Annotated in this window: 18 protein-coding genes; 9 read left to right on the forward strand and 9 right to left on the reverse strand. The window is 49.8% G+C overall.

From position 1 onward, the window contains the following. Positions 1 to 29 precede the first annotated feature (29 nt). The gene (locus H591_RS0107200) at positions 30 to 260 is read right to left on the reverse strand and encodes a DUF2798 domain-containing protein (RefSeq protein ID WP_022966278.1); all 231 of its coding nucleotides are present in this window, start codon (positions 258 to 260) and stop codon (positions 30 to 32) included. A gap of 91 nt (positions 261 to 351) precedes the next feature. Between H591_RS0107200 and H591_RS0107205 the strand changes: the two genes are divergently transcribed. The 5 genes from H591_RS0107205 (at position 352) to accC (ending at position 4,505) form a co-directional block, all read left to right on the forward strand. Further along, positions 352 to 663, forward strand: coding sequence for a Nif3-like dinuclear metal center hexameric protein (locus H591_RS0107205; RefSeq protein ID WP_022966279.1), 312 nt, complete (start codon positions 352 to 354; stop codon positions 661 to 663). Positions 664 to 785: 122 nt separating this feature from the next. After that, complete coding sequence (locus tag H591_RS0107210) at positions 786 to 2,069, forward strand: OprO/OprP family phosphate-selective porin (protein ID WP_022966280.1); 1,284 nt, start codon at positions 786 to 788, stop codon at positions 2,067 to 2,069. A gap of 159 nt (positions 2,070 to 2,228) precedes the next feature. After that, the gene (gene aroQ / locus H591_RS0107215; RefSeq protein ID WP_022966281.1) at positions 2,229 to 2,669 is read left to right on the forward strand and encodes a type II 3-dehydroquinate dehydratase; all 441 of its coding nucleotides are present in this window, start codon (positions 2,229 to 2,231) and stop codon (positions 2,667 to 2,669) included. A 25-nt stretch (positions 2,670 to 2,694) separates the two neighbouring features. After that, the gene (gene accB / locus H591_RS0107220; RefSeq protein ID WP_022966282.1) at positions 2,695 to 3,147 is read left to right on the forward strand and encodes an acetyl-CoA carboxylase biotin carboxyl carrier protein; all 453 of its coding nucleotides are present in this window, start codon (positions 2,695 to 2,697) and stop codon (positions 3,145 to 3,147) included. 17 nt (positions 3,148 to 3,164) lie between these two features. Next, positions 3,165 to 4,505 carry an acetyl-CoA carboxylase biotin carboxylase subunit gene (gene accC, locus H591_RS0107225; RefSeq protein WP_022966283.1) on the forward strand — a complete coding sequence of 447 codons (1,341 nt, stop codon included), beginning with the start codon at positions 3,165 to 3,167 and terminating at the stop codon, positions 4,503 to 4,505. Positions 4,506 to 4,615: 110 nt separating this feature from the next. Here accC and mutL read toward each other — a convergent pair whose 3' ends face one another. The 4 genes from mutL to H591_RS0107245 are packed head-to-tail and all read right to left on the reverse strand — an operon-like array spanning position 4,616 to position 9,216. Then, a complete protein-coding gene (gene mutL / locus H591_RS0107230; protein ID WP_022966284.1) occupies positions 4,616 to 6,493 on the reverse strand; it encodes a DNA mismatch repair endonuclease MutL in 1,878 nt (625 codons plus the stop codon). Then, positions 6,493 to 7,893: an N-acetylmuramoyl-L-alanine amidase gene (locus H591_RS0107235; RefSeq protein ID WP_022966285.1), complete on the reverse strand. Its 1,401-nt coding sequence runs from the start codon at positions 7,891 to 7,893 to the stop codon at positions 6,493 to 6,495. The genes mutL and H591_RS0107235 overlap by 1 nt, the downstream gene beginning before the upstream one ends. Before the next feature lie 19 nt (positions 7,894 to 7,912). Further along, positions 7,913 to 8,380, reverse strand: a complete 468-nt coding sequence (gene tsaE / locus H591_RS0107240; RefSeq protein ID WP_022966286.1) for a tRNA (adenosine(37)-N6)-threonylcarbamoyltransferase complex ATPase subunit type 1 TsaE — start codon at positions 8,378 to 8,380, stop codon at positions 7,913 to 7,915. Then, positions 8,368 to 9,216: an NAD(P)H-hydrate dehydratase gene (locus H591_RS0107245; protein ID WP_022966287.1), complete on the reverse strand. Its 849-nt coding sequence runs from the start codon at positions 9,214 to 9,216 to the stop codon at positions 8,368 to 8,370. Before H591_RS0107245 ends, tsaE begins: the two co-directional genes overlap by 13 nt. A 67-nt stretch (positions 9,217 to 9,283) precedes the next feature. On the opposite strand from H591_RS0107245, the gene queG reads away from it, so the two are divergent. From queG to H591_RS0107260, 3 genes are all read left to right on the forward strand, one after another. Next, positions 9,284 to 10,342 carry a tRNA epoxyqueuosine(34) reductase QueG gene (gene queG / locus H591_RS0107250; protein WP_022966288.1) on the forward strand — a complete coding sequence of 353 codons (1,059 nt, stop codon included), beginning with the start codon at positions 9,284 to 9,286 and terminating at the stop codon, positions 10,340 to 10,342. A gap of 150 nt (positions 10,343 to 10,492) precedes the next feature. After that, a complete protein-coding gene (locus H591_RS15050; protein WP_022966289.1) occupies positions 10,493 to 10,957 on the forward strand; it encodes an MFS transporter in 465 nt (154 codons plus the stop codon). Between the two features lie 11 nt (positions 10,958 to 10,968). Continuing rightward, positions 10,969 to 11,745, forward strand: a complete 777-nt coding sequence (locus tag H591_RS0107260; RefSeq protein WP_022966290.1) for a class II glutamine amidotransferase — start codon at positions 10,969 to 10,971, stop codon at positions 11,743 to 11,745. A 785-nt stretch (positions 11,746 to 12,530) separates the two neighbouring features. On the opposite strand, the gene H591_RS0107265 is transcribed toward H591_RS0107260, so the two are convergent. The 3 genes from H591_RS0107265 to H591_RS15055 are packed head-to-tail and all read right to left on the reverse strand — an operon-like array spanning position 12,531 to position 16,158. Then, positions 12,531 to 13,151, reverse strand: a complete 621-nt coding sequence (locus H591_RS0107265; RefSeq protein ID WP_022966291.1) for a PqiC family protein — start codon at positions 13,149 to 13,151, stop codon at positions 12,531 to 12,533. Next, positions 13,148 to 14,788, reverse strand: coding sequence for an intermembrane transport protein PqiB (pqiB, locus tag H591_RS0107270; protein WP_022966292.1), 1,641 nt, complete (start codon positions 14,786 to 14,788; stop codon positions 13,148 to 13,150). Before pqiB ends, H591_RS0107265 begins: the two co-directional genes overlap by 4 nt. Continuing rightward, positions 14,788 to 16,158, reverse strand: coding sequence for a paraquat-inducible protein A (locus H591_RS15055; protein ID WP_211219976.1), 1,371 nt, complete (start codon positions 16,156 to 16,158; stop codon positions 14,788 to 14,790). Before H591_RS15055 ends, pqiB begins: the two co-directional genes overlap by 1 nt. Before the next feature lie 508 nt (positions 16,159 to 16,666). Between H591_RS15055 and H591_RS15980 the strand changes: the two genes are divergently transcribed. Then, positions 16,667 to 16,828, forward strand: a complete 162-nt coding sequence (locus tag H591_RS15980; RefSeq protein ID WP_156853154.1) for a hypothetical protein — start codon at positions 16,667 to 16,669, stop codon at positions 16,826 to 16,828. Positions 16,829 to 16,846: 18 nt separating this feature from the next. Here H591_RS15980 and H591_RS0107280 read toward each other — a convergent pair whose 3' ends face one another. Continuing rightward, positions 16,847 to 18,025, reverse strand: coding sequence for a vWA domain-containing protein (locus H591_RS0107280; RefSeq protein WP_022966294.1), 1,179 nt, complete (start codon positions 18,023 to 18,025; stop codon positions 16,847 to 16,849). Between the last annotated feature and the right edge of the window lie 55 nt (positions 18,026 to 18,080).

Here is an 18,080-nt window from a genome sequence, read left to right on the forward strand (position 1 = left end):
ATGAGGTTACATGCGTCGTCTGCAGCGAGTCAGGCAATAGGCTTGATGTGCTTTGCAACGAGCTTTTGTAAGCGTGGTGCGCCGAGCGTAATTAAAATAAATGCAATCGGCCAAGCGATATAAAAGGCGCGAAACCAGCGCAGTGCAAAGCCATCAGCCATACCGGTATTGACCCAAGTAATCACAAATGTCATTGCCGTAACCATATAAATCGACATCAAAATAGCAAAAACCAGTGGTGCAAAGCGCGCTACGATCACAAGATTACTCCCTCGTTTTAAATTTATCTTATTGTATAGTAACTAATAAAAATACTCAGCAAGAGCCTGCGTAAGCAGCTGTGGAGGCATTGTGTATACGTTATTTTTTTATGTGCCGGAAAGTCATTTAGAGGTTGTTAAAGACGCTGTGTTTGCTGCAGGCGCGGGCACTATTGGCGATTATCAAAACTGCTGCTGGCAAGTATTGGGGCAAGGTCAGTTTCGGCCGATGGCTGGTAGTCAGCCCTTTATTGGCGAGCAAGGCCAGCTTGAGCAGGTTGCCGAGTGGCGTGTTGAGATGGTGGTTGCTGCTGCTTGCATCAAGCCTGTCATGGCTGCTCTAAAAGCGGCGCACCCCTATGAAGAGCCTGCTTATGCGGTATACCGTTTAGAAACGTTTTAGTTCGCCTGTCATTAAAGCTTCATGCCTTAGTCACTGCACTGTAATCCTTATTGATCAGTATTCCCTGCAACACCAACGCCTTCAACTGCGTTGTGTTCTTGCCAATATAAGGGGAATACTCAATGAAGCGACTGCACATCCAATCAGCGACTTATACAACGTTTGCTGCCAGCACTTTAGCGTTAATTATTTCATCGCATGCGATGGCCGGGACGGTGACCACTGATGGTCCAGATATCACCATTAAGACCAAAGGCGGCTTTGAAGCAGCGACGGTTGATCAGTCTTTTTCATTTAAATTAGGTGGGCGTATTCAAGCTGATTTTGATCAGTTTGATGGGGTATATACAAAAAATGGTAAAAGCGCTAACGAAGCGTATTTTCGTCGCGCAAGGTTAGAGTTGTCGGGTACCGCCTACCATGATTGGAAATATGCTTTTAATTTAGATTTTGCTGAAGACGGCAGTAGTAAATGGAAAGAAGCGTCGATTACCTATACGGGTTTTAAACCGCTGAAGGTGAAAGTGGGTCGTTTTGATCCGGACTTCGGTTTAGAAAAAGCCACCAGTTCGAAATGGATCAGTACCATTGAACGCTCGATTATTTACGATGCGGGCGAGTGGGTGAACGATAAGCAAGATGGTATGGGTGTTCAAGTGAGCGGCACTAGCGGCATGTTTTATGGCTCCGCAGGTATTAACCGCGCTAAAAACAATGAAGATGATAACGGTAGCAATAACAACACTTACAACATGCGTGCAGTCGTCGCACCCATGGCTGAAGCCGGTAATGTGCTGCATTTTGGTGTGAACTATGCAAAGCGTAGCACTGAAGACTTCGATGGCCGTATTCGTTCGCGAATGGGAGTGCGCGGCACTACAGAAGACTCTAAGAACGGCAATCGCCCAACCTTTGCCAGCAGTCAAGCAGGGCAGTTTGATAGTGATAGCGCTTGGGGTTTAGAAGCCGCCTATGCCTTGGGCCCTTTCTCTGCGCAAAGTGAATACTTGCGTCGTGATATCAGTGCAAAGTCCGGCTCGGCGTTGAAAGACCGTCAGGTTGATGGTTATAACCTGCAATTGGCGTACACCTTAACCGGAGAGTCGCGTGGTTATAAGTTGGATGGCGGTAAGTTCGACAGTATCAAGCCGAGCAACAAACAAACCGGCGCTTGGGAGTTGGTTTACCGTTACGATCATTTGACCGTTGCTGATGCAGATATGGATATGACGGGTAGCTTTTATGACACTAAAGCGAAAGTACATACGATGGGTGTCAACTGGTACGCTAACGATGCGGTCAAAGTTTCCGCAAACTATTTAAAGGCTAAGACTGATCAGGTCGCTAATGCTGCCAATGATGACAGTGGTGATGCGATCAGTTTGCGCGTGCAATACGCTTTTTAAAGAACCAACCCTGCTGTACTCAATGCTGCTTCTTTAACCCTGCTTCGGCAGGGTTTTTTTATTTATGTTAATAAAATCTGCTTTTTTCCATGCAATTGCTGACATTTACGGCAAAAATAGGCATATTCATAGGATTGTTTTTAAGATCAAGGATTGTGGATGGCCAGCTTTTTAGTTTTACATGGGCCTAACTTAAATTTGTTAGGTACGCGCGAACCCGATGTCTATGGTGCAACCACGCTGGCGCAGATTAATCAGGCGCTGGTTGAGCAGGCTGAAGCTGCCGGCCATCGTTTAGCGTTTTTGCAAAGCAATGCCGAGCATCTACTGATTGAGCGAATTCATGCGGCACGTGATGAGAAAATCGACTGCATTATTATCAATCCAGCAGCTTTTACTCATACCAGTGTCGCATTGCGTGACGCGTTGCTTGCTGTGAGCATCCCATTCTTCGAAGTGCATCTTTCTAACGTGCATAAACGAGAACAGTTTCGTCATCACTCCTACTTTTCCGATGTGGCGGTGGGTGTGATTTGCGGTCTAGGTGCGAGTGGCTATCGCTTCGCCTTAGACGCAGCGTTTGAACATATTAAATATTAACCTCTTAAGTTTGGAGTCAAGGTCGATGGATATTCGTAAAGTAAAGAAGCTTATTGAACTACTGGAAGAGTCTGGTATTGACGAATTGGAAATCCACGAAGGCGAAGAATCCGTTCGTATCAGTCGTCACAGCAAGCAAATCGCACAGCAACCTATGTATGCGCCTGCACCGCAAGCGCCTGCTCCAGTAGCTGCACCAGCCGCAGCCGCTGCTGATGTAGCACCGGCTTGCCCTAAATTTAATGGCACAGTGGCGCGCTCACCAATGGTTGGTACTTTCTACCGCGCGGGCTCACCAGATTCTGAAGATTTTGTTTCTGTTGGCCAGACCGTTAAAAAAGGCGATGTACTGTGCATCGTTGAAGCAATGAAAATGATGAACCACATTGAAGCTGAAGTTGGTGGCGTGATTGAGTCTATCCTGGTCGACAATGGTCAAGCAGTTGAGTATGACCAACCTTTATTCACCATTGTCTAACGACCTAGGAGTTTACAATGTTGGAAAAAGTCTTAATCGCTAACCGTGGTGAGATTGCGCTACGCGTTTTGCGCGCTTGCAAAGAATTAGGCATTAAAACGGTCGCGGTATACTCCACGGCAGACCGTGACCTTATGCATTTGTCTTTAGCTGATGAAACCGTCTGCGTTGGGCCTGCACCAGGTGCACAATCTTATTTGCATATCCCAGCAATTATTGCCGCAGCTGAAGTAACTGGCGCGACCGCTATTCACCCAGGTTATGGTTTCCTTGCGGAAAATGCAGATTTTGCTGAGCAAGTGCACAACTCAGGTTTTACCTTTGTTGGGCCCAGTGCTGCAGTGATTCGTATGATGGGTGACAAGGTTGCCGCTAAAGCCGCGATGATCGCAGCGGGTGTGCCAGTGGTCCCCGGTTCTGAAGGCGCTTTACCGAAAGATGAAGAGCAAGCCCTAGCCATTGCCCGTGAAGTTGGTTACCCGGTGATCATCAAAGCTGCAGGCGGCGGTGGTGGACGTGGTATGCGCGTGGTGCACAAAGAAGAAGACTTGATTCGTGCGGCTACTTTAACCCGCAATGAAGCTGCTCAATTCTTTGGTAATCCAGTGGTGTATTTGGAAAAATACCTCGGTAATCCACGCCATGTTGAGATTCAAATCTTAGCTGATGGTCAGGGTAATGCGATTCACTTGGGTGATCGTGACTGTTCATTGCAACGTCGCCACCAAAAGGTTATTGAAGAAGCGCCAGCGCCAGATATTGATGAAGAAGCTCGTCAACGTGTGTATGCGCGCTGCGTGAAAGCTTGTATTGATATTGGTTATAGCGGTGCCGGTACTTTTGAGTTCTTGTATGAAGCCGGTCATTTCTATTTTATCGAAATGAACACCCGTATTCAGGTTGAACACCCCATTACTGAAATGATTACAGGCGTTGATCTGGTCAAGGAAATGCTCAGCATTGCCTCAGGCAATAAGCTGTCAATCAAGCAAGAAGATGTGGTGATGCGTGGTCACTCGATTGAGTGCCGTATTAACGCAGAAGATCCTGATAACTTTATGCCAAGTCCAGGTCTAGTAAAGCACTTCCATGCTCCGGGCGGTAATGGCGTGCGAGTGGATTCACACCTGTACAGTGGCTACACCGTGCCACCAAACTATGACTCACTGATTGGTAAGGTCATTACTTGGGGTGCAACGCGTGAAGAGTCGATGGCACGTATGCGCAACGCTTTAGATGAAATCATTATTGATGGTATTAAAACCAATATACCGTTACACCGTAACTTACTGAATGACAAAGGTTTCTGTAAAGGTGGGGTGAACATTCACTACCTTGAGAAGAAACTGAGCATGTAGTAAGTCTGCTGGTATCAACAAAAAAGCCGATCAAATGATCGGCTTTTTTGTGTCTATGCGTTATTTCCTGATAACTGCTACTGCTGCCGATGAAGCGCGGCAGACATCTATCAACGACCGCGCAAGAATAGTTTGTCGAGCTCATCCATACCCAGTTGCGTCCATGTGGGGCGGCCGTGGTTGCACTGCCCGCTGCGTTCAGTGACTTCCATGTCACGTAGGAGGGCATTCATCTCAATCAGCGTTAGGCGGCGGTTAGCGCGCACAGCGCCATGGCATGACATGGTCGCTAGCAACTCATTAGTGTGCGCTTGGATCCGGTCGCTAGTCCCATACTCCATTAGGTCGGTTAAAACATCACGCACTAACTCTGCAGCATCCGCTTGCTTAAGTAGGGCGGGGATTTGCCGAATAGCTAAGCTTTCAGGGCCTAGACCTTGCAACTCAAAACCCATTTGGGTAAACCACTGCGCATGTTGCTCTGCGCAGTCCACTTCACCCTCGCTCAGTGCCAGTGTTTCGGGAACCAGTAAAGGCTGACCACGTAAGCCTTCGTTGGCCATGGCTAACTTTAAGCGTTCGTACATCACTCGCTCATGCGCCGCATGCATATCCACGAGAACCAGTCCGTATTGGTTTTCGGCAAGAATATAAATACCTTTGAGTTGCGCAATAGCAAAACCTAACGGTGGAATCTCTTCTTGCGCTGACTCTGCCAAGTTGTCTAAAGGCTTGGCAAATGCTTGGTAAGCATCTTGATAATTGGTTGGCGCTTGAGCGGGTTGGCGTGGTGCTTGGCCATAGCTGCTTTGATTAAAGCTCGTGCTTTGAGTATTGGGCTGAAATGCCGGCTGGGGAGTGTCTGTATTACTCAGCGGAATATGCCCTTGTGGACCAAACTCTCCGGCCTCTAAGCCACTGACAAGTGGTTGTGCATGCAGGTTCAAAGTGCTGGCTGGTTCAAGTTTGTCATCTGGGCGTACATCCGCGATGGCGCGGTGTAGGGTGCCGTAGAGAAAGTCATGCACGCTACGGTTTTCTCGAAAGCGTACTTCGTGTTTGGTCGGGTGGACGTTGACATCGACAGTGGCTGGATCAAGTTCGAGGAATAATACAAAAGCAGGATGACGGCCGCCATACATTACATCGCGGTAAGCCTGACGCACTGCGTGAGCGACCAACCTGTCGCTGACCACGCGGCCATTGACATAAAAGTGTTGCATATCCGCTTTGCTGCGTGAAAAGGTCGGTAAACCAACCCAGCCCCACAGGTGTAAGCCGTTGCGCTCAACATTGATCGGCATCGCTTGTTCGAGAAAAGCATCACCACAGACGGCAGCTATGCGCCGTGCTTGTGACACTTCATCTTGCGCAGGATGCAAAGCAAGAATCGTTTTGCCGTTATGTCTTAGGTGAAAACCCACATCAAAACGTGCCAGCGCCATACGTTTAATCACATCTTGTAGGTGATCAAACTCGGTTTTTTCCGTACGTAGAAACTTACGACGTGCCGGGGTATTAAAAAATAAATCACAGACTTCAACAGTGGTGCCGACGGGGTGTGCGGCAGGCTGTACGCGTGGCTGCATATCACGGCCTTCAGCTTCCACTTGCCAGGCTTGTTCAGCGTCTGCAGTGCGCGAGGTGAGGGTTAAGCGCGATACTGAGCTGATCGAGGCCAATGCCTCACCGCGAAAGCCTAAGCTGGCCACGCCCTCTAGGTCTTCCAAGATGGCAATTTTGCTGGTGGCATGTCGCGCCAGAGCTAAGGGCAGTTGATCGGCGGCGATACCATGGCCATCGTCACGGATTTGTAAGCGTTTCACTCCGCCTTGTTCAACATCAATATCAATACGTTTGGCGCCGGCATCCAAACAGTTTTCGAGTAACTCTTTAACCACCGAAGAGGGTCTTTCAACAACTTCGCCCGCAGCAATTTGGTTGGCTAAACGCGGGCTGAGAAGGTGAATGGCGCGTACATCAGTCATTATTGTCCTGCTAAAGTCGTGGCTGGCACAGTCAATATTTGACCAATTTTAAGTGCATCGCTTTTTAAATTATTAGCACTGCGCAATTGTGCAGGGCTGATTTGATAACGTTGCGCCAGCAAAGAAACGCTTTCCCCTGAGCGCACCACGTGTTCGCGTGGGCCAATCGCTAGCTTGCCGGAGTCACGTAGCCAGGCCACATAACTGCCCGGTGGCGGGTTTTGCTGGAAAAACTGGCGAATACCCGAATGAATCGAGCGCGCGAGCGCTTGTTGGTGTGAGCGGTTGGCCAATTTAGTGGATTCGTTCGGGTTACTGATAAAGCCAGTTTCCACCAAAATCGACGGCATATCGGGTGATTTAAGTACCATAAAGCCTGCTTGCTCAACACGCTTTTTGTGCAGTGGTGTAATGCGGCCCATATTACTGAGAACTTTCTGGCCAACATCAAGACTCGATGACAATGACGCTGTCATCGACAGATCAAGCAGTACACCGGCGAGCATAGCATCTTTATCATCGAGCTTAACGTTACCTGCACCACCGATTAAGTCGGAGCGGTTTTCACTGTCAGCCAGCCAGCGTGCCGTTTCTGAGGTGGCACCGCTGTCTGACAGAGCAAACACTGATGCACCGAAAGCGGCAGCGCGAGGCGCAGCGTCAGCGTGGATTGAGACAAATAAATCAGCACCTTTTTTACGGGCAATGTCGGTGCGGCGACGCAGCGGAATAAAATAGTCACCCGTGCGCACTAACTCTGCACGAAAGCCTTTTTCAGCGTTGATTTGGCGCTGCAGTTCCTGGGCGATTTTCAGCACGATATCTTTTTCGCGCACACCTTTAGGTCCGATCGCACCAGGGTCTTCACCGCCATGGCCGGCATCAATGGCAACCACAATATCGCGCTTACTTGAAGTAGGTAAGGTTGATAGTTTTGGTGTGACAGCTGTCGTGGGCGGCTTACTGATAGGCGCAGTGGCGGATTGGTTAGCGCCGCTGCTGGGTAAAATATCAAATAAATCGACGACCAGACGATGTCCATACTGCTGATTGGGGGTTAAAGTGAAACTCTTTGGGGTGACTTGTGCGGAAATGTCTAAAACAATGCGCAGCTCATCCGCTTCTCGATTGCCGGAGCGAACTTGGGTGATTGGCGAATTACCACCGGTTAAACCTTTCAGTTCTGCCGAAAGTTTGGTTTGTTTAATATCAATAACAATCCGATCAGGCGCACTTAAGGTGAATACGCTGTGTTCAACAGGGCCGGTCAGATCAAACACCAAGCGTGTGTTATCGGGTGCTCGCCACAAGCGCACGCTATTAATTTGCGTCATTGCCAAGGCTTCTAGTGGCAGTAATATGCAGACAAAAAATGCTGCCAATAAAGAGTGTAGGCGCACGGATAACCTCGCTATGAATTTAAGTCAGGGTGGCCAGAGCAACGCACCAACTTTCGCCACGTGTGCTATTAGGCAATAATCGCACAATTCGCCCGTCATTATGAGTCTTTATGGTGATTTCAAGGTCAGGTTGCGGTAAATAACCTTGGCCTTGCTGTGGCCACTCAATTAAACACAGGTCATCATCGGCAAAATAGTCACGAATACCTAGGTATTCCAATTCTTCAGGGTCGGCTAAACGGTACAGATCAAAGTGCCAAGCACGCAATGGGCCAATTTCATAAGGCTCAACTAAAGTGAACGTTGGGCTCTTGACCGCGCCAGTGTGTCCTAGGCCGCGTAAAATGCCTCGTGATAGAGTTGTTTTACCTGCGCCTAAATCGCCCTGTAAAAAAATAACGCCATGCCCAGCGCTCTGTTGGGCCAGCGCATGGCCGAGCTGCGTCATGGCTTCTTCATCTTTGATATACAACTCTAAGCCTGACATGGGCTGTGTTCCTCTAATAATTGTCGAATGCGCTCACACATGTCACTGGCGGCTAAACCACGCCCTTGACTGGCCAATTGCTCACCTGCGCAGGCATGCAACCACACGGCTAAACAAGCCGCTGAATAGGCCGATAAACCTTGCGCTAACAAGGCTGCAATTACACCACTGAGTACATCACCAAAACCTGCACCTGCCATGACCGGGTGGCCGCGCTCAACGCGCGAAAGTTCGCCCTGTGGTGTTGCAATCAGCGAGTGATGCCCTTTAAGCACGGTAACGGCATTATAGCGATGTGCTATGGCTAATACAGCAGCGCAGCGATCGGCTTGCACTTCTGCTGTAGTGATTTTCAATAGGCGTGCAGCTTCGCCCGGATGGGGCGTTAAAATGCACTGCTGCGGCTGAGAGCAAATATTATCAGCCAGCATATTCAGCGCATCGGCGTCCCATACTTGCATGATGGTGCGTTGCGCTGCGCTACTGAGTAACGCTCGTGACCAAGCGGATTGACCAAGCCCAGGTCCGACTACCAGCACTGTGGCGCGCTGCAGCGGTGCGCGTAGCTCAGAGCTGGCGCGTATGGCGCAGGCCATTACTTCCGGTAAACGGCTTAGCGCTGCACTAATGTGCTGCTCGCGAGTGGCTAAGCTGACCATGCCAGCACCGCACCGCAGAGCTGCTTGGGCGCTTAGTAGACCTGCGCCACCCATGCCTAAATCACCGGCAATAATCAACACATGGCCGAGTTGGCCTTTGTGGGTATCGACTGCGCGAGGAGCAAGGTGCTCAAGGTTCGCGGCGTGTATACTGCGCACTGGCGTATCATCCGTCATTATTATATTTACCCGTAGTTGCTAATAATTAACAGTATAACGACCTTTTTAAAGGAGATAGCGCTGAATGTCATCTGCACCGCTTGATCTGCTGGCGCTCACCGCTTCGATTCGTGAGTGGGCTGCACAGTTGGGCTTTCAGCAGGTCGGTATCACTGATATTAATTTAACTGAAGATGCGTTGCGCTTGGATGCTTATTTAGCCGCGGGTTACCACGGTGAAATGGAGTACATGGCCAGTCATGGTACGATGCGCTCTCGTCCTGATGAGCTGGTGCCCGGTACTTTGCGGGTGATTTCTGTGCGTATGGATTATCTACCGGAAGATACGCAGATGGCGCAGATGCTCGCGCAGCCTGAGCAGGCTTATGTGTCGCGCTATGCGTTGGGACGTGATTACCATAAGTTGATTCGTAAGCGTTTACAGCAGCTCGCGGAAAAAATCAGTCAAGAAATCGGCCCTTTTGGTCATCGAGCATTTGTTGATAGCGCTCCAGTGTTGGAGAAAGCCTTAGCGCGCAAAGCCGGATTAGGTTGGGTGGGGAAAAACACGCTGATACTGAACCGTAAAGCCGGTAGCTGGTTCTTTTTAGGTGAGTTATTGGTTGATTTGCCTTTACCGATTGATCAACCCGATGATCGCGATCATTGTGGCAAATGCACGGCTTGTTTGCAGGTGTGCCCCACTCAGGCTTTTGTTGGTGATAGAGTTTTGGATGCGCGGCGCTGCATTTCTTATTTGACGATTGAACTGAAGGGTGCGATTCCAGAAGACTTGCGACCATTAATTGGTAACCGTGTGTTTGGTTGTGATGATTGCCAGTTGGTCTGCCCATGGAATCGTTTTGCCAAGCCTACCCAGGAAGATGATTTTCAGCCGCGGCATCGTTTGGATAACAGCAGTTTGGTCGAGTTGTTTATGTGGACTGAAGATGAGTTTTTGGCGCGTACTTTGGGCTCGCCGATTCGCCGTACCGGCTATGAGCGTTGGTTGCGCAACTTGGCTGTAGGCTTAGGTAATGCACCCAGTACTATTCCAGTGTTAGAAGCGCTAAAGGCTCGTCTAGAGCATCCTTCTGAGTTGGTACGAGAACATGTGCGCTGGGCTCTGCAGCAGCACCAATAAGCATTTATTCTGGGAAGGTTGCTGTGCACTGCCAATTAAGCATGCTGCAGAGCAAAATTGATTGTGTGAAGTAGCGCGCACAATCATGCGCAACGCTGCAAAAATCGCTATGATAGGCGCTTCCTTTGACCCTCTAGTATTTAAAATATCATGACAGAAAACGATTATCAGTTGGCTTGGGGTATTTACGCCGTTTCCGCTTTAGGCTGTTTGTTGGCGTGGTTTTATTTTACCGGCTGGATGTGGCGCTATTTGCGCGAACCCTTACGTGTTGTTGCTGCCGTGATCTTATTTACTCCGACAGTGGTTGATCCAGCACGCGATTTTTATGCTCCTGCGATAGCTATGACAGTGATGGATTTACTGTTTAAAGTCAGTAACGATGCTTGGCGTTCAGTGGCTGACTTGGTGATGTACGGTGCGCTGGTATTTGCGGTGTATTTGGTTTTTGTATTGGCGCGCTGGTTGCTGATGCGCAATAAGCGCAACGCAAAAAATACCGGATATAACAGAGCTGACGCTGAGCCAGAAGAACCAGATTCGACGCTTACTTTGCAGCAAATGCTCGACTTGGAAAAAGAAAGTCAGCAGTCAGGATTAGTGGCGCGGCGTTAGGAGAATCAGTTATGTGTGAGTTGCTGGGTATGAGCGCCAATGTGCCAACCGATGTGGTGTTTAGTTTCACTGGGTTGATGCAACGTGGCGGACGCACCGGGCCGCATCGTGATGGCTGGGGAATTGGCTTTTACGAAGGGCGCGGTTTACGCTTATTTCAAGACCCTCAAGCCAGTGTCGATTCAGAAATTGCGCGCCTAGTGCAGCGTTACCCGATTAAAAGCGAAACCGTGATTGGTCATATTCGTCAGGCCAATGTTGGTGCCGTGAGCTTGGCCAATACCCATCCTTTTATGCGTGAGATGTGGGGTCGTAATTGGTGTTTTGCCCATAACGGTCAGTTGGCGGATTTTACTCCAGCAGCGGGGATGTATCAGGCGGTGGGCGATACCGACAGTGAAGCGGCTTTTTGTGATTTGCTCAATCGTTTACGTGCTGCTTGCACTGAACAATGCTGTATTGAGCAGTTTCTGCCAGTGATCGTCGCGGCCTGCCAAGAATACCGCAGTAAAGGCGTGTTCAATTGTTTGCTGAGTAATGGCGACTGGTTGTTTAGTTTTTGCAGCACTAAGTTGGCACATATTACTCGTCGCGCCCCGTTTGGTCCGGCGACGCTGAAAGATGCGGATATGAGTGTGGATTTTCACGCAGAAACCACCGCTAACGATATTGTCACGGTATTGGCCACTGAGCCATTGACTGATAATGAACGCTGGAGTGTCTATGCGCCGGGAGAATGGCGTCTCTGGCGTGGCGGCGAGATGATTGCGCAAGGTCAGAGTGAATAGTCTGGGAGCGCGGGCGGCTCGCCCGCAAAGGCTCGCAGTACGTTGTGTCTCAAATATACACATGACTCTGCATGTAAAGCAGCACGCAAAAGTGACAAGCAGGCTGTGGGTATGACCCAGCGCGCTAGTATCGTTCTTCCCTCAACAGGTCATCCTGACCCGATTCGGGCGCTGCGCCATCCCTGGCGCGCTTGCCACGAAACCAGCGCACTGTGTCTCGAGCATTGGTGTGGTGTGCTAGTCAGTAGCAGATGATCAGAAAAGCAGAGCAGGTGCGACGTTTCTACGTAAACCATTAAGTAAAAGCATCGAGCAGATTGTGCGTATGACCCAGCGCGCTAGTGTCGTTCTTCCCTCAACGGGTCTTCCTGACCCGATTCGGGCGCTGCGCCATCCCTGGCTACGCTTGCCACGAAACTAGCACGCTGTGTCTCGACCATTGATGTGGTGTGCTAGTCAGCAGCATGTATTCAAGAGAGTATCTACGGGGTGGTGTAGATCGCTCTCGTAGTCCACCTTCTGTAGGTTGATCTTTTAAGATCGACAATGAAATTTGCGCCATAGTTATTGCTGTCCGCAAATGTGCAAGCTGCTATCTGATGCATGTTTATTGCCGTTGCGCTAATGATTCAAGCTGCGATAGTGAGTTTTTTACATAAGGTCAACGAGTGCTTCGGGGTGGGTGTGATGAGCGAGCCATGGATGGCGTAGCGCCGGAGTTGAGCCCTGGATGGGCTCATCGACGGATTAACACCTGCACCGGAGCGCGGCCTGCACAGAATTCTTCATCTGAGCGTCTCTTTTGCCAAAGTCGCTGCCAGCTGTTCACTGACCTGATCCCAGGCACTGCCTAAGGCTCGCACTAGGGCGGGGTAGCCGTCTACGGGTAAGGGCTGCTCAATCCTAAAGTTGTGCTGCTTGAGCAACTGGCCTTTTTCGCCTAAGAGTAGCCATTGGCCTTGAACGATTGCGTTGCCGTTATAGCTCCCCTGAAAACTATTGACGCTGACCCTGACTTCGCGCTGAGGTAGGTCTGCTTGCAGTGGCTGTCCTTTAGCGACGATTTTCGCCTGCGGTAGGCTTAAGGTGAGGTGCTGCTGCAGTTGCTGTTGTAGTTGCACGTCAATGTTTTCGGCCCACAGGTGATGGCGCGCTTGATGTACTTCAATATCATTGAGCTCCATCACGATGCCTGGGTTATCCAGTAAGCCGGTGAGATGGATCGGGGCGATGGCCACAGCTAAGGCGTTGGAATACTGTTGCTCTGGAGTGCTGGCTGGCAGCATGTAGCTGCTGGTTTGCACAGCTTGACTGGCACAACCGGCCATCAGCAACAGGGTTGCGCCTGCGAGTAGCGCGCGCACACCAGTCAAGGTGGTTTGGTTTATCAATGCAGAAAAACTCATGGTTTAGCCCTCGGCTGTGGGTCTTCGCTTAGCTTTTTATTGAAAATAAGTGCATTGGGCTGATCGTTTAAGGTGCGGATCACCGGTTGCATCTCTTGCATCAGTTTTTCGAGGCGCGATAAGGTTTGCGTCAGCTCGTTATAGCCTTCTGAGTCGGGTGAGAACCCGTGCAAGGTGTCACGCAATTGACGCATAGCGACATCGATATTATTGGGCATCTGACCGATTGCTGGGTCTGCGAGCAGTTGATCGACTGAGGCAGCAATGCTGTTGACCTTTTCCATGGTCTGTTGAGTGCTGAGCAGCGTTTTATCGAGCGAAGCAACAACCGGCTCGATCTTTAGGTTGTTAAGCTTGTCCAGTAAATTAGAGACCTTTTGCTCAATTTGTGCAAAGCCAGCTGAGATGGTGGGGAACACCGGAGTTTCAGCAAAGCTCACCGGCTTAAAAGGTTCTGCATCTTTATAAAAATTAAGATCGACAAATAAGGCACCAGTTAGCAGGTTGCCGGATTTAAGGGTGGCGCGCATACCATGGCCAACTAGGTTGTCGAGTCGCTTGGCCCATGCCTTCATATCGGTGTCCTGCGACTTATCACTTGCAAGGCGCTGTGGCTCAATGCGGATCAATACAGGGATTGCAAAGCGGTTTTTAGGGCCGGGTTGAGGGGCAGAAAAATTCCATGGCACGCTGATGACAGTACCGATGCGCAAGCCCCGATACTCTACCGGGGCATTATTGCTTAAACCGCGCACCGTATCGTCAACTAGCAACACATAGTCGAGGTAGTCATCAAAATGGCCTTCGCGCGCACTTTTTTCGTCGTTAAATAAGACATACTCGGCATCTTCTTTGGCTTTCTTGCCGGCCGGAGAATTGTTGGGGACACCGAAGGTAATACCGCCACTGACTAAGGATTCTAAAGACCCCATGTTGACGCTAAAACCTTGCGAGTCTAATGAGATATTTAGACCTGAAGCGGCCCAGAAACGCGTGTTAGTGGTGACCAGCATCTCATAAGGCGATTTGATATACAGGCGGTGGTGCATTTCCCGTTGCTCAGGATCAAAACGGCTGTCTTCCACGCGACCCACAGTGAAACCTTGATACGACACCGGATCACCGATACGCACTGAACTACCGATCTGACTGGTCAGATTGATGCGTAGACCCGGCGCATCTGTGGGTGTGATGGGCGGTTGTTCAAGTATGGTAAATTCATCGTGTTTATCTGTGCTACTACCCGGTAAGAGCTGGATATAAGCACCGGATAACACTGTTCCTAAACCACTCACACCTTCAAGACCAATGCGTGGTTTCTCCACCCAAAACAGAGTGTCTTTATTGAGCATGGCTTCGGCTTGCGGACTCATGCGGGCAATCAGCACCGCGCTTTTCAGATCTTGAGAGAGGCTGACTTTTTCGATTTTACCCACTTCCACATTGCGGGTTTTAATCAGAGTCTTACCGGCTTCGATGCCTTCTGCCGTTTCTACCGTCAAGGTAATGGTCGGACCTAAGCGGCTGATGCTGTCATAGAGCATCCAAGCGCCGATCAATAAGGCAACGACCGGTACAATCCAGATGGGCGAAAAGGAGCGCTGGGTCCGCCTTAGAGCATGAGTAGGTTCCGACATTATAGGTGTTCCTTGGGTGAAGAATCAGGCGATGTAATTGGAGTAGTGACTAGCGAATCAGAGTTGCTGGCGTTGGCTTGCCAAATGCTACGTGGATCAAACATCATCGCCGCTAGCATGGTTAAAATCACCACCGAGGTAAAGGCCAGTGCTGCCGGGCCGGGAGCGATAGATATTAAGTCGCCACTGTGGATCAGCGCTACCATAATCGCTACGACAAACACATCAACCATCGACCAGCGTCCAATAAATTCAGTAATCCGATATAAGCGGATGCGGGTTAAGCGTCCCATGGGTTGTTGCTGCTGGCGCTGCATCACAAAACATAGCCACAATAAAGCCAGCATTTTTCCAATAGGAACAAAGATACTGGCAGTCAGAATGACTAAGGCAATCGGCCAATCACCGTGTTGAAAAAACATCAGCACACCTTGCAAAATTGTTGCTGGTTCTGCGCTGCCTAACGAGGTGGTAATCATAATCGGATATAAATTGGCCGGTAGAAACATCAGCATGGCAGCGCCGAGCAAGGCTAGGGTGGTTTGCGTGTTGACGCCATGATAGGGATGCAGTGGCTCGTCGCAGCGCTCACAACGCCCACCGCTGGTTATTGGGTTAACCAAACCGCAGGTGTTACAGCCGGTGAGCCCTTGTGCAGCAGCGGCTTGACCTAATTGGCCGCCGGCAGGTGCCATGCTTTTCGAGTCGAGCGCTTGCCATAACCAGTCTCGGTCTACGGATTGGCTGGTGAACAATAACAATAGCGCGTAGCCACACAACGTCCAAAAAGATAGTCCGAGCTCAACCTCGGCCATGCCGATAATTTTTATCATGCTCACCAGTGTGCCTATCACAAAGACATCGGCCATCATCCATGGCGTGACATGGTTTAAAGTGCGCGCTATCAATGGACTCTGCGCTAATGGCTGGCCGCGGATAATACCGACACACAGCCAGCACAGTGCGCATAAGTACAGCAGCGGTAAAACCAGCACGGTGAGCATGATGATCAAAGCGACCAAGGGTTGCTCAAAGACCACTAAGGACGACACCGTCTCGGTGAGGGCAATACCATTGCCGAGCCCTTGCAGGCTAAAACCAAGAAAAGGGAAGGACAACGACAGCCCGAGCAATATTAAAGTAGCAATGGCTAGGGCGAGGCTGCGCTCAGCGGCGCCAGCTTGGCGGCGCACTAAGGTGTGATTGCAGCGCGGGCAATCGGCTTTTTCCCCAGTTTTCAGCGGGGGCAGGGCCAGTAATAAATCACATTCGTGACACACTCTGAGCCGGCGTCTGGAAACGCTGCTTGAGTCGGCAGACTCTGTTGTAGTGCAGACGAGCATGTCGTCTGTTAACAAGGGGTTAGTCAATAGTGTGTTTCCAAAGAGAGGGCAGAGAGTATAGCGTATTAGCAAAGCTTCACCCTGGCGTTTAGATGCGCAGGGTTTTTATACTGCGAGCATTATCCTGTGTTGTATATAGCAATGACATAGCTTGAACGACAAATTACTTAAATTGTCCGTACATTAATTCGGACTTATGCGCAGAGCAGTATTAGTCGTGAGACGAATGAGTGCGTCGAGCGAACTGTTATTGTGCAAGCGCATACTCTTGGTGTCGACAGAGCAATACTTACGACATGTGCGTGAATAGAGTGTCTATGCCGATAGCATTGAGAAGTTTACGCGTATGACGCAGCGCGCTAGTGTCGTTCTTCCCTCAACACGCCGTCCGGGCGTGATTCGGGCGCTGCGCCATCCATGGCTACGCTTGCCACGAAACCAGCGCACTGCGTCTTAACTATTTGTGTTGTTTGCTAGTTTGCAGCAAATAGATAGAGAGTTATCTCTAATACCAGAGAAGCATGCTGTTGCTCTAATGACTCGTGCGATATACAAGAAAACACTACAAATATTCGACGAGTGCTTCGGGGTGAGTGTGCTGAGCGAAGCCATGGATGGCGTCGCGCCGGAGTTGAACCCTGGATGGGTTCATCGACGGATTAACACTTACCCCGAAGCACGGCACGCACCTTATTGACGATCATGAATCCAAACGTTACTTGGCTAAATAACGCATACCTTCTTCGAGGCCTTCAATGGTCAATGGATACATTTCATCTTCGACCAATTCGCGGATAATTGAGGTGGAAGCAGTGTAGTCCCAGGTGTGTTTTGGATAAGGGTTTATCCAGATTAGCTTTTTAAACTTCTGCATAAAGCGCTGCATCCAGACATAGCCGGGCTCTTCGTTCCAGTGCTCAACGCTGCCGCCAGCTTGAGTCACTTCATAAGGTGCCATCGCGGCATCGCCAATGAAAATCACTTTGTAATCCGCGCCATACTTGTGCAGTAAATCTTGCGTAGAGGTACGCTCACTGCCGCGGCGTAAATTGTTTTTCCAAACCGACTCATAAATAAAGTTATGGAAATAATAATATTCCATATGCTTAAACTCAGTTTTACAGGCAGAAAACAACTCTTCACAGACTTTGACGTGAGCATCCATCGAGCCGCCAATATCAAACAAAATTAGCAGTTTTACGGTGTTACGACGTTCAGGGCGCATCTGAATATTCAGCAAACCACCATCGCGTGCGGTGTGATCAATGGTGCCACTGAGATCAAACTCATCCTCAGCGCCTTGGCGAGCAAATTTGCGCAGACGACGCAGTGCTACCTTGATATTGCGCGTACCCAGTTCGACTTGATCATCGAGATTCTTGTACTCGCGCTGATCCCAGACTTTAACCGCTTTACCTTGGCGCTTACCGTCTTCACCTAAACGAAAGCCTTCAGGATTGTAGCCGCCAGAACCAAAGGGGCTGGTACCGCCAGTGCCAATCCACTTATTGCCACCCTGGTGCTTACCCTTTTGCTCTTCGAGACGTTGTTTAAAGGCTTCAATCAGCTTATCAAGACCACCGAGCGATTCGATTTGCGCACGCTCTTCATCGCTTAATGAACGCTCAAATTCACGGCGTAGCCATTCGTCAGGAATCAGCGCCTCAATATGCTGATCAAGGTTTTCAATGCCTTTAAAGTACGCAGCGAAGGCACGGTCAAACTTATCGTAATGACGCTCATCTTTAACTAGAATCGCCCGCGCCACATAGTAAAACTCATCCATGTCAGCAAACACCACGTTGTGTTTGAGCGCATTGATTAAGTCCAGCAATTCGCGCACGGAAACCGGCACTTTGGCGGCGCGCATTTCATTAAATAAATTCAGTAGCATGGCCACAGACCTCTTATGTAAAAGGTGCAACGGGACGCTTGATACGTTGCCAAGA

Source organism: Denitrificimonas caeni DSM 24390, assembly GCF_000421765.1.
GTDB lineage: Bacteria > Pseudomonadota > Gammaproteobacteria > Pseudomonadales > Pseudomonadaceae > Denitrificimonas > Denitrificimonas caeni.

Bases quoted from the DNA above. Each gene is read 5' to 3' on its own strand.
- accB (WP_022966282.1), top strand. From the start codon at position 2,695: ATGGATATTCGTAAAGTAAAGAAGCTTATTGAACTACTGGAAGAGTCT.
- queG (WP_022966288.1), top strand. From the start codon at position 9,284: ATGTCATCTGCACCGCTTGATCTGCTGGCGCTCACCGCTTCGATTCGT.
- accC (WP_022966283.1), top strand. From the start codon at position 3,165: ATGTTGGAAAAAGTCTTAATCGCTAACCGTGGTGAGATTGCGCTACGC.
- pqiB (WP_022966292.1), bottom strand. From the start codon at position 14,788: ATGTCGGAACCTACTCATGCTCTAAGGCGGACCCAGCGCTCCTTTTCG.
- aroQ (WP_022966281.1), top strand. From the start codon at position 2,229: ATGGCCAGCTTTTTAGTTTTACATGGGCCTAACTTAAATTTGTTAGGT.
- H591_RS0107265 (WP_022966291.1), bottom strand. From the start codon at position 13,151: ATGAGTTTTTCTGCATTGATAAACCAAACCACCTTGACTGGTGTGCGC.
- H591_RS0107280 (WP_022966294.1), bottom strand. From the start codon at position 18,025: ATGCTACTGAATTTATTTAATGAAATGCGCGCCGCCAAAGTGCCGGTT.
- tsaE (WP_022966286.1), bottom strand. From the start codon at position 8,380: ATGTCAGGCTTAGAGTTGTATATCAAAGATGAAGAAGCCATGACGCAG.
- H591_RS15980 (WP_156853154.1), top strand. From the start codon at position 16,667: ATGACTCGTGCGATATACAAGAAAACACTACAAATATTCGACGAGTGC.
- H591_RS0107210 (WP_022966280.1), top strand. From the start codon at position 786: ATGAAGCGACTGCACATCCAATCAGCGACTTATACAACGTTTGCTGCC.
- H591_RS0107260 (WP_022966290.1), top strand. From the start codon at position 10,969: ATGTGTGAGTTGCTGGGTATGAGCGCCAATGTGCCAACCGATGTGGTG.
- H591_RS15050 (WP_022966289.1), top strand. From the start codon at position 10,493: ATGACAGAAAACGATTATCAGTTGGCTTGGGGTATTTACGCCGTTTCC.
- mutL (WP_022966284.1), bottom strand. From the start codon at position 6,493: ATGACTGATGTACGCGCCATTCACCTTCTCAGCCCGCGTTTAGCCAAC.
- H591_RS0107245 (WP_022966287.1), bottom strand. From the start codon at position 9,216: ATGACGGATGATACGCCAGTGCGCAGTATACACGCCGCGAACCTTGAG.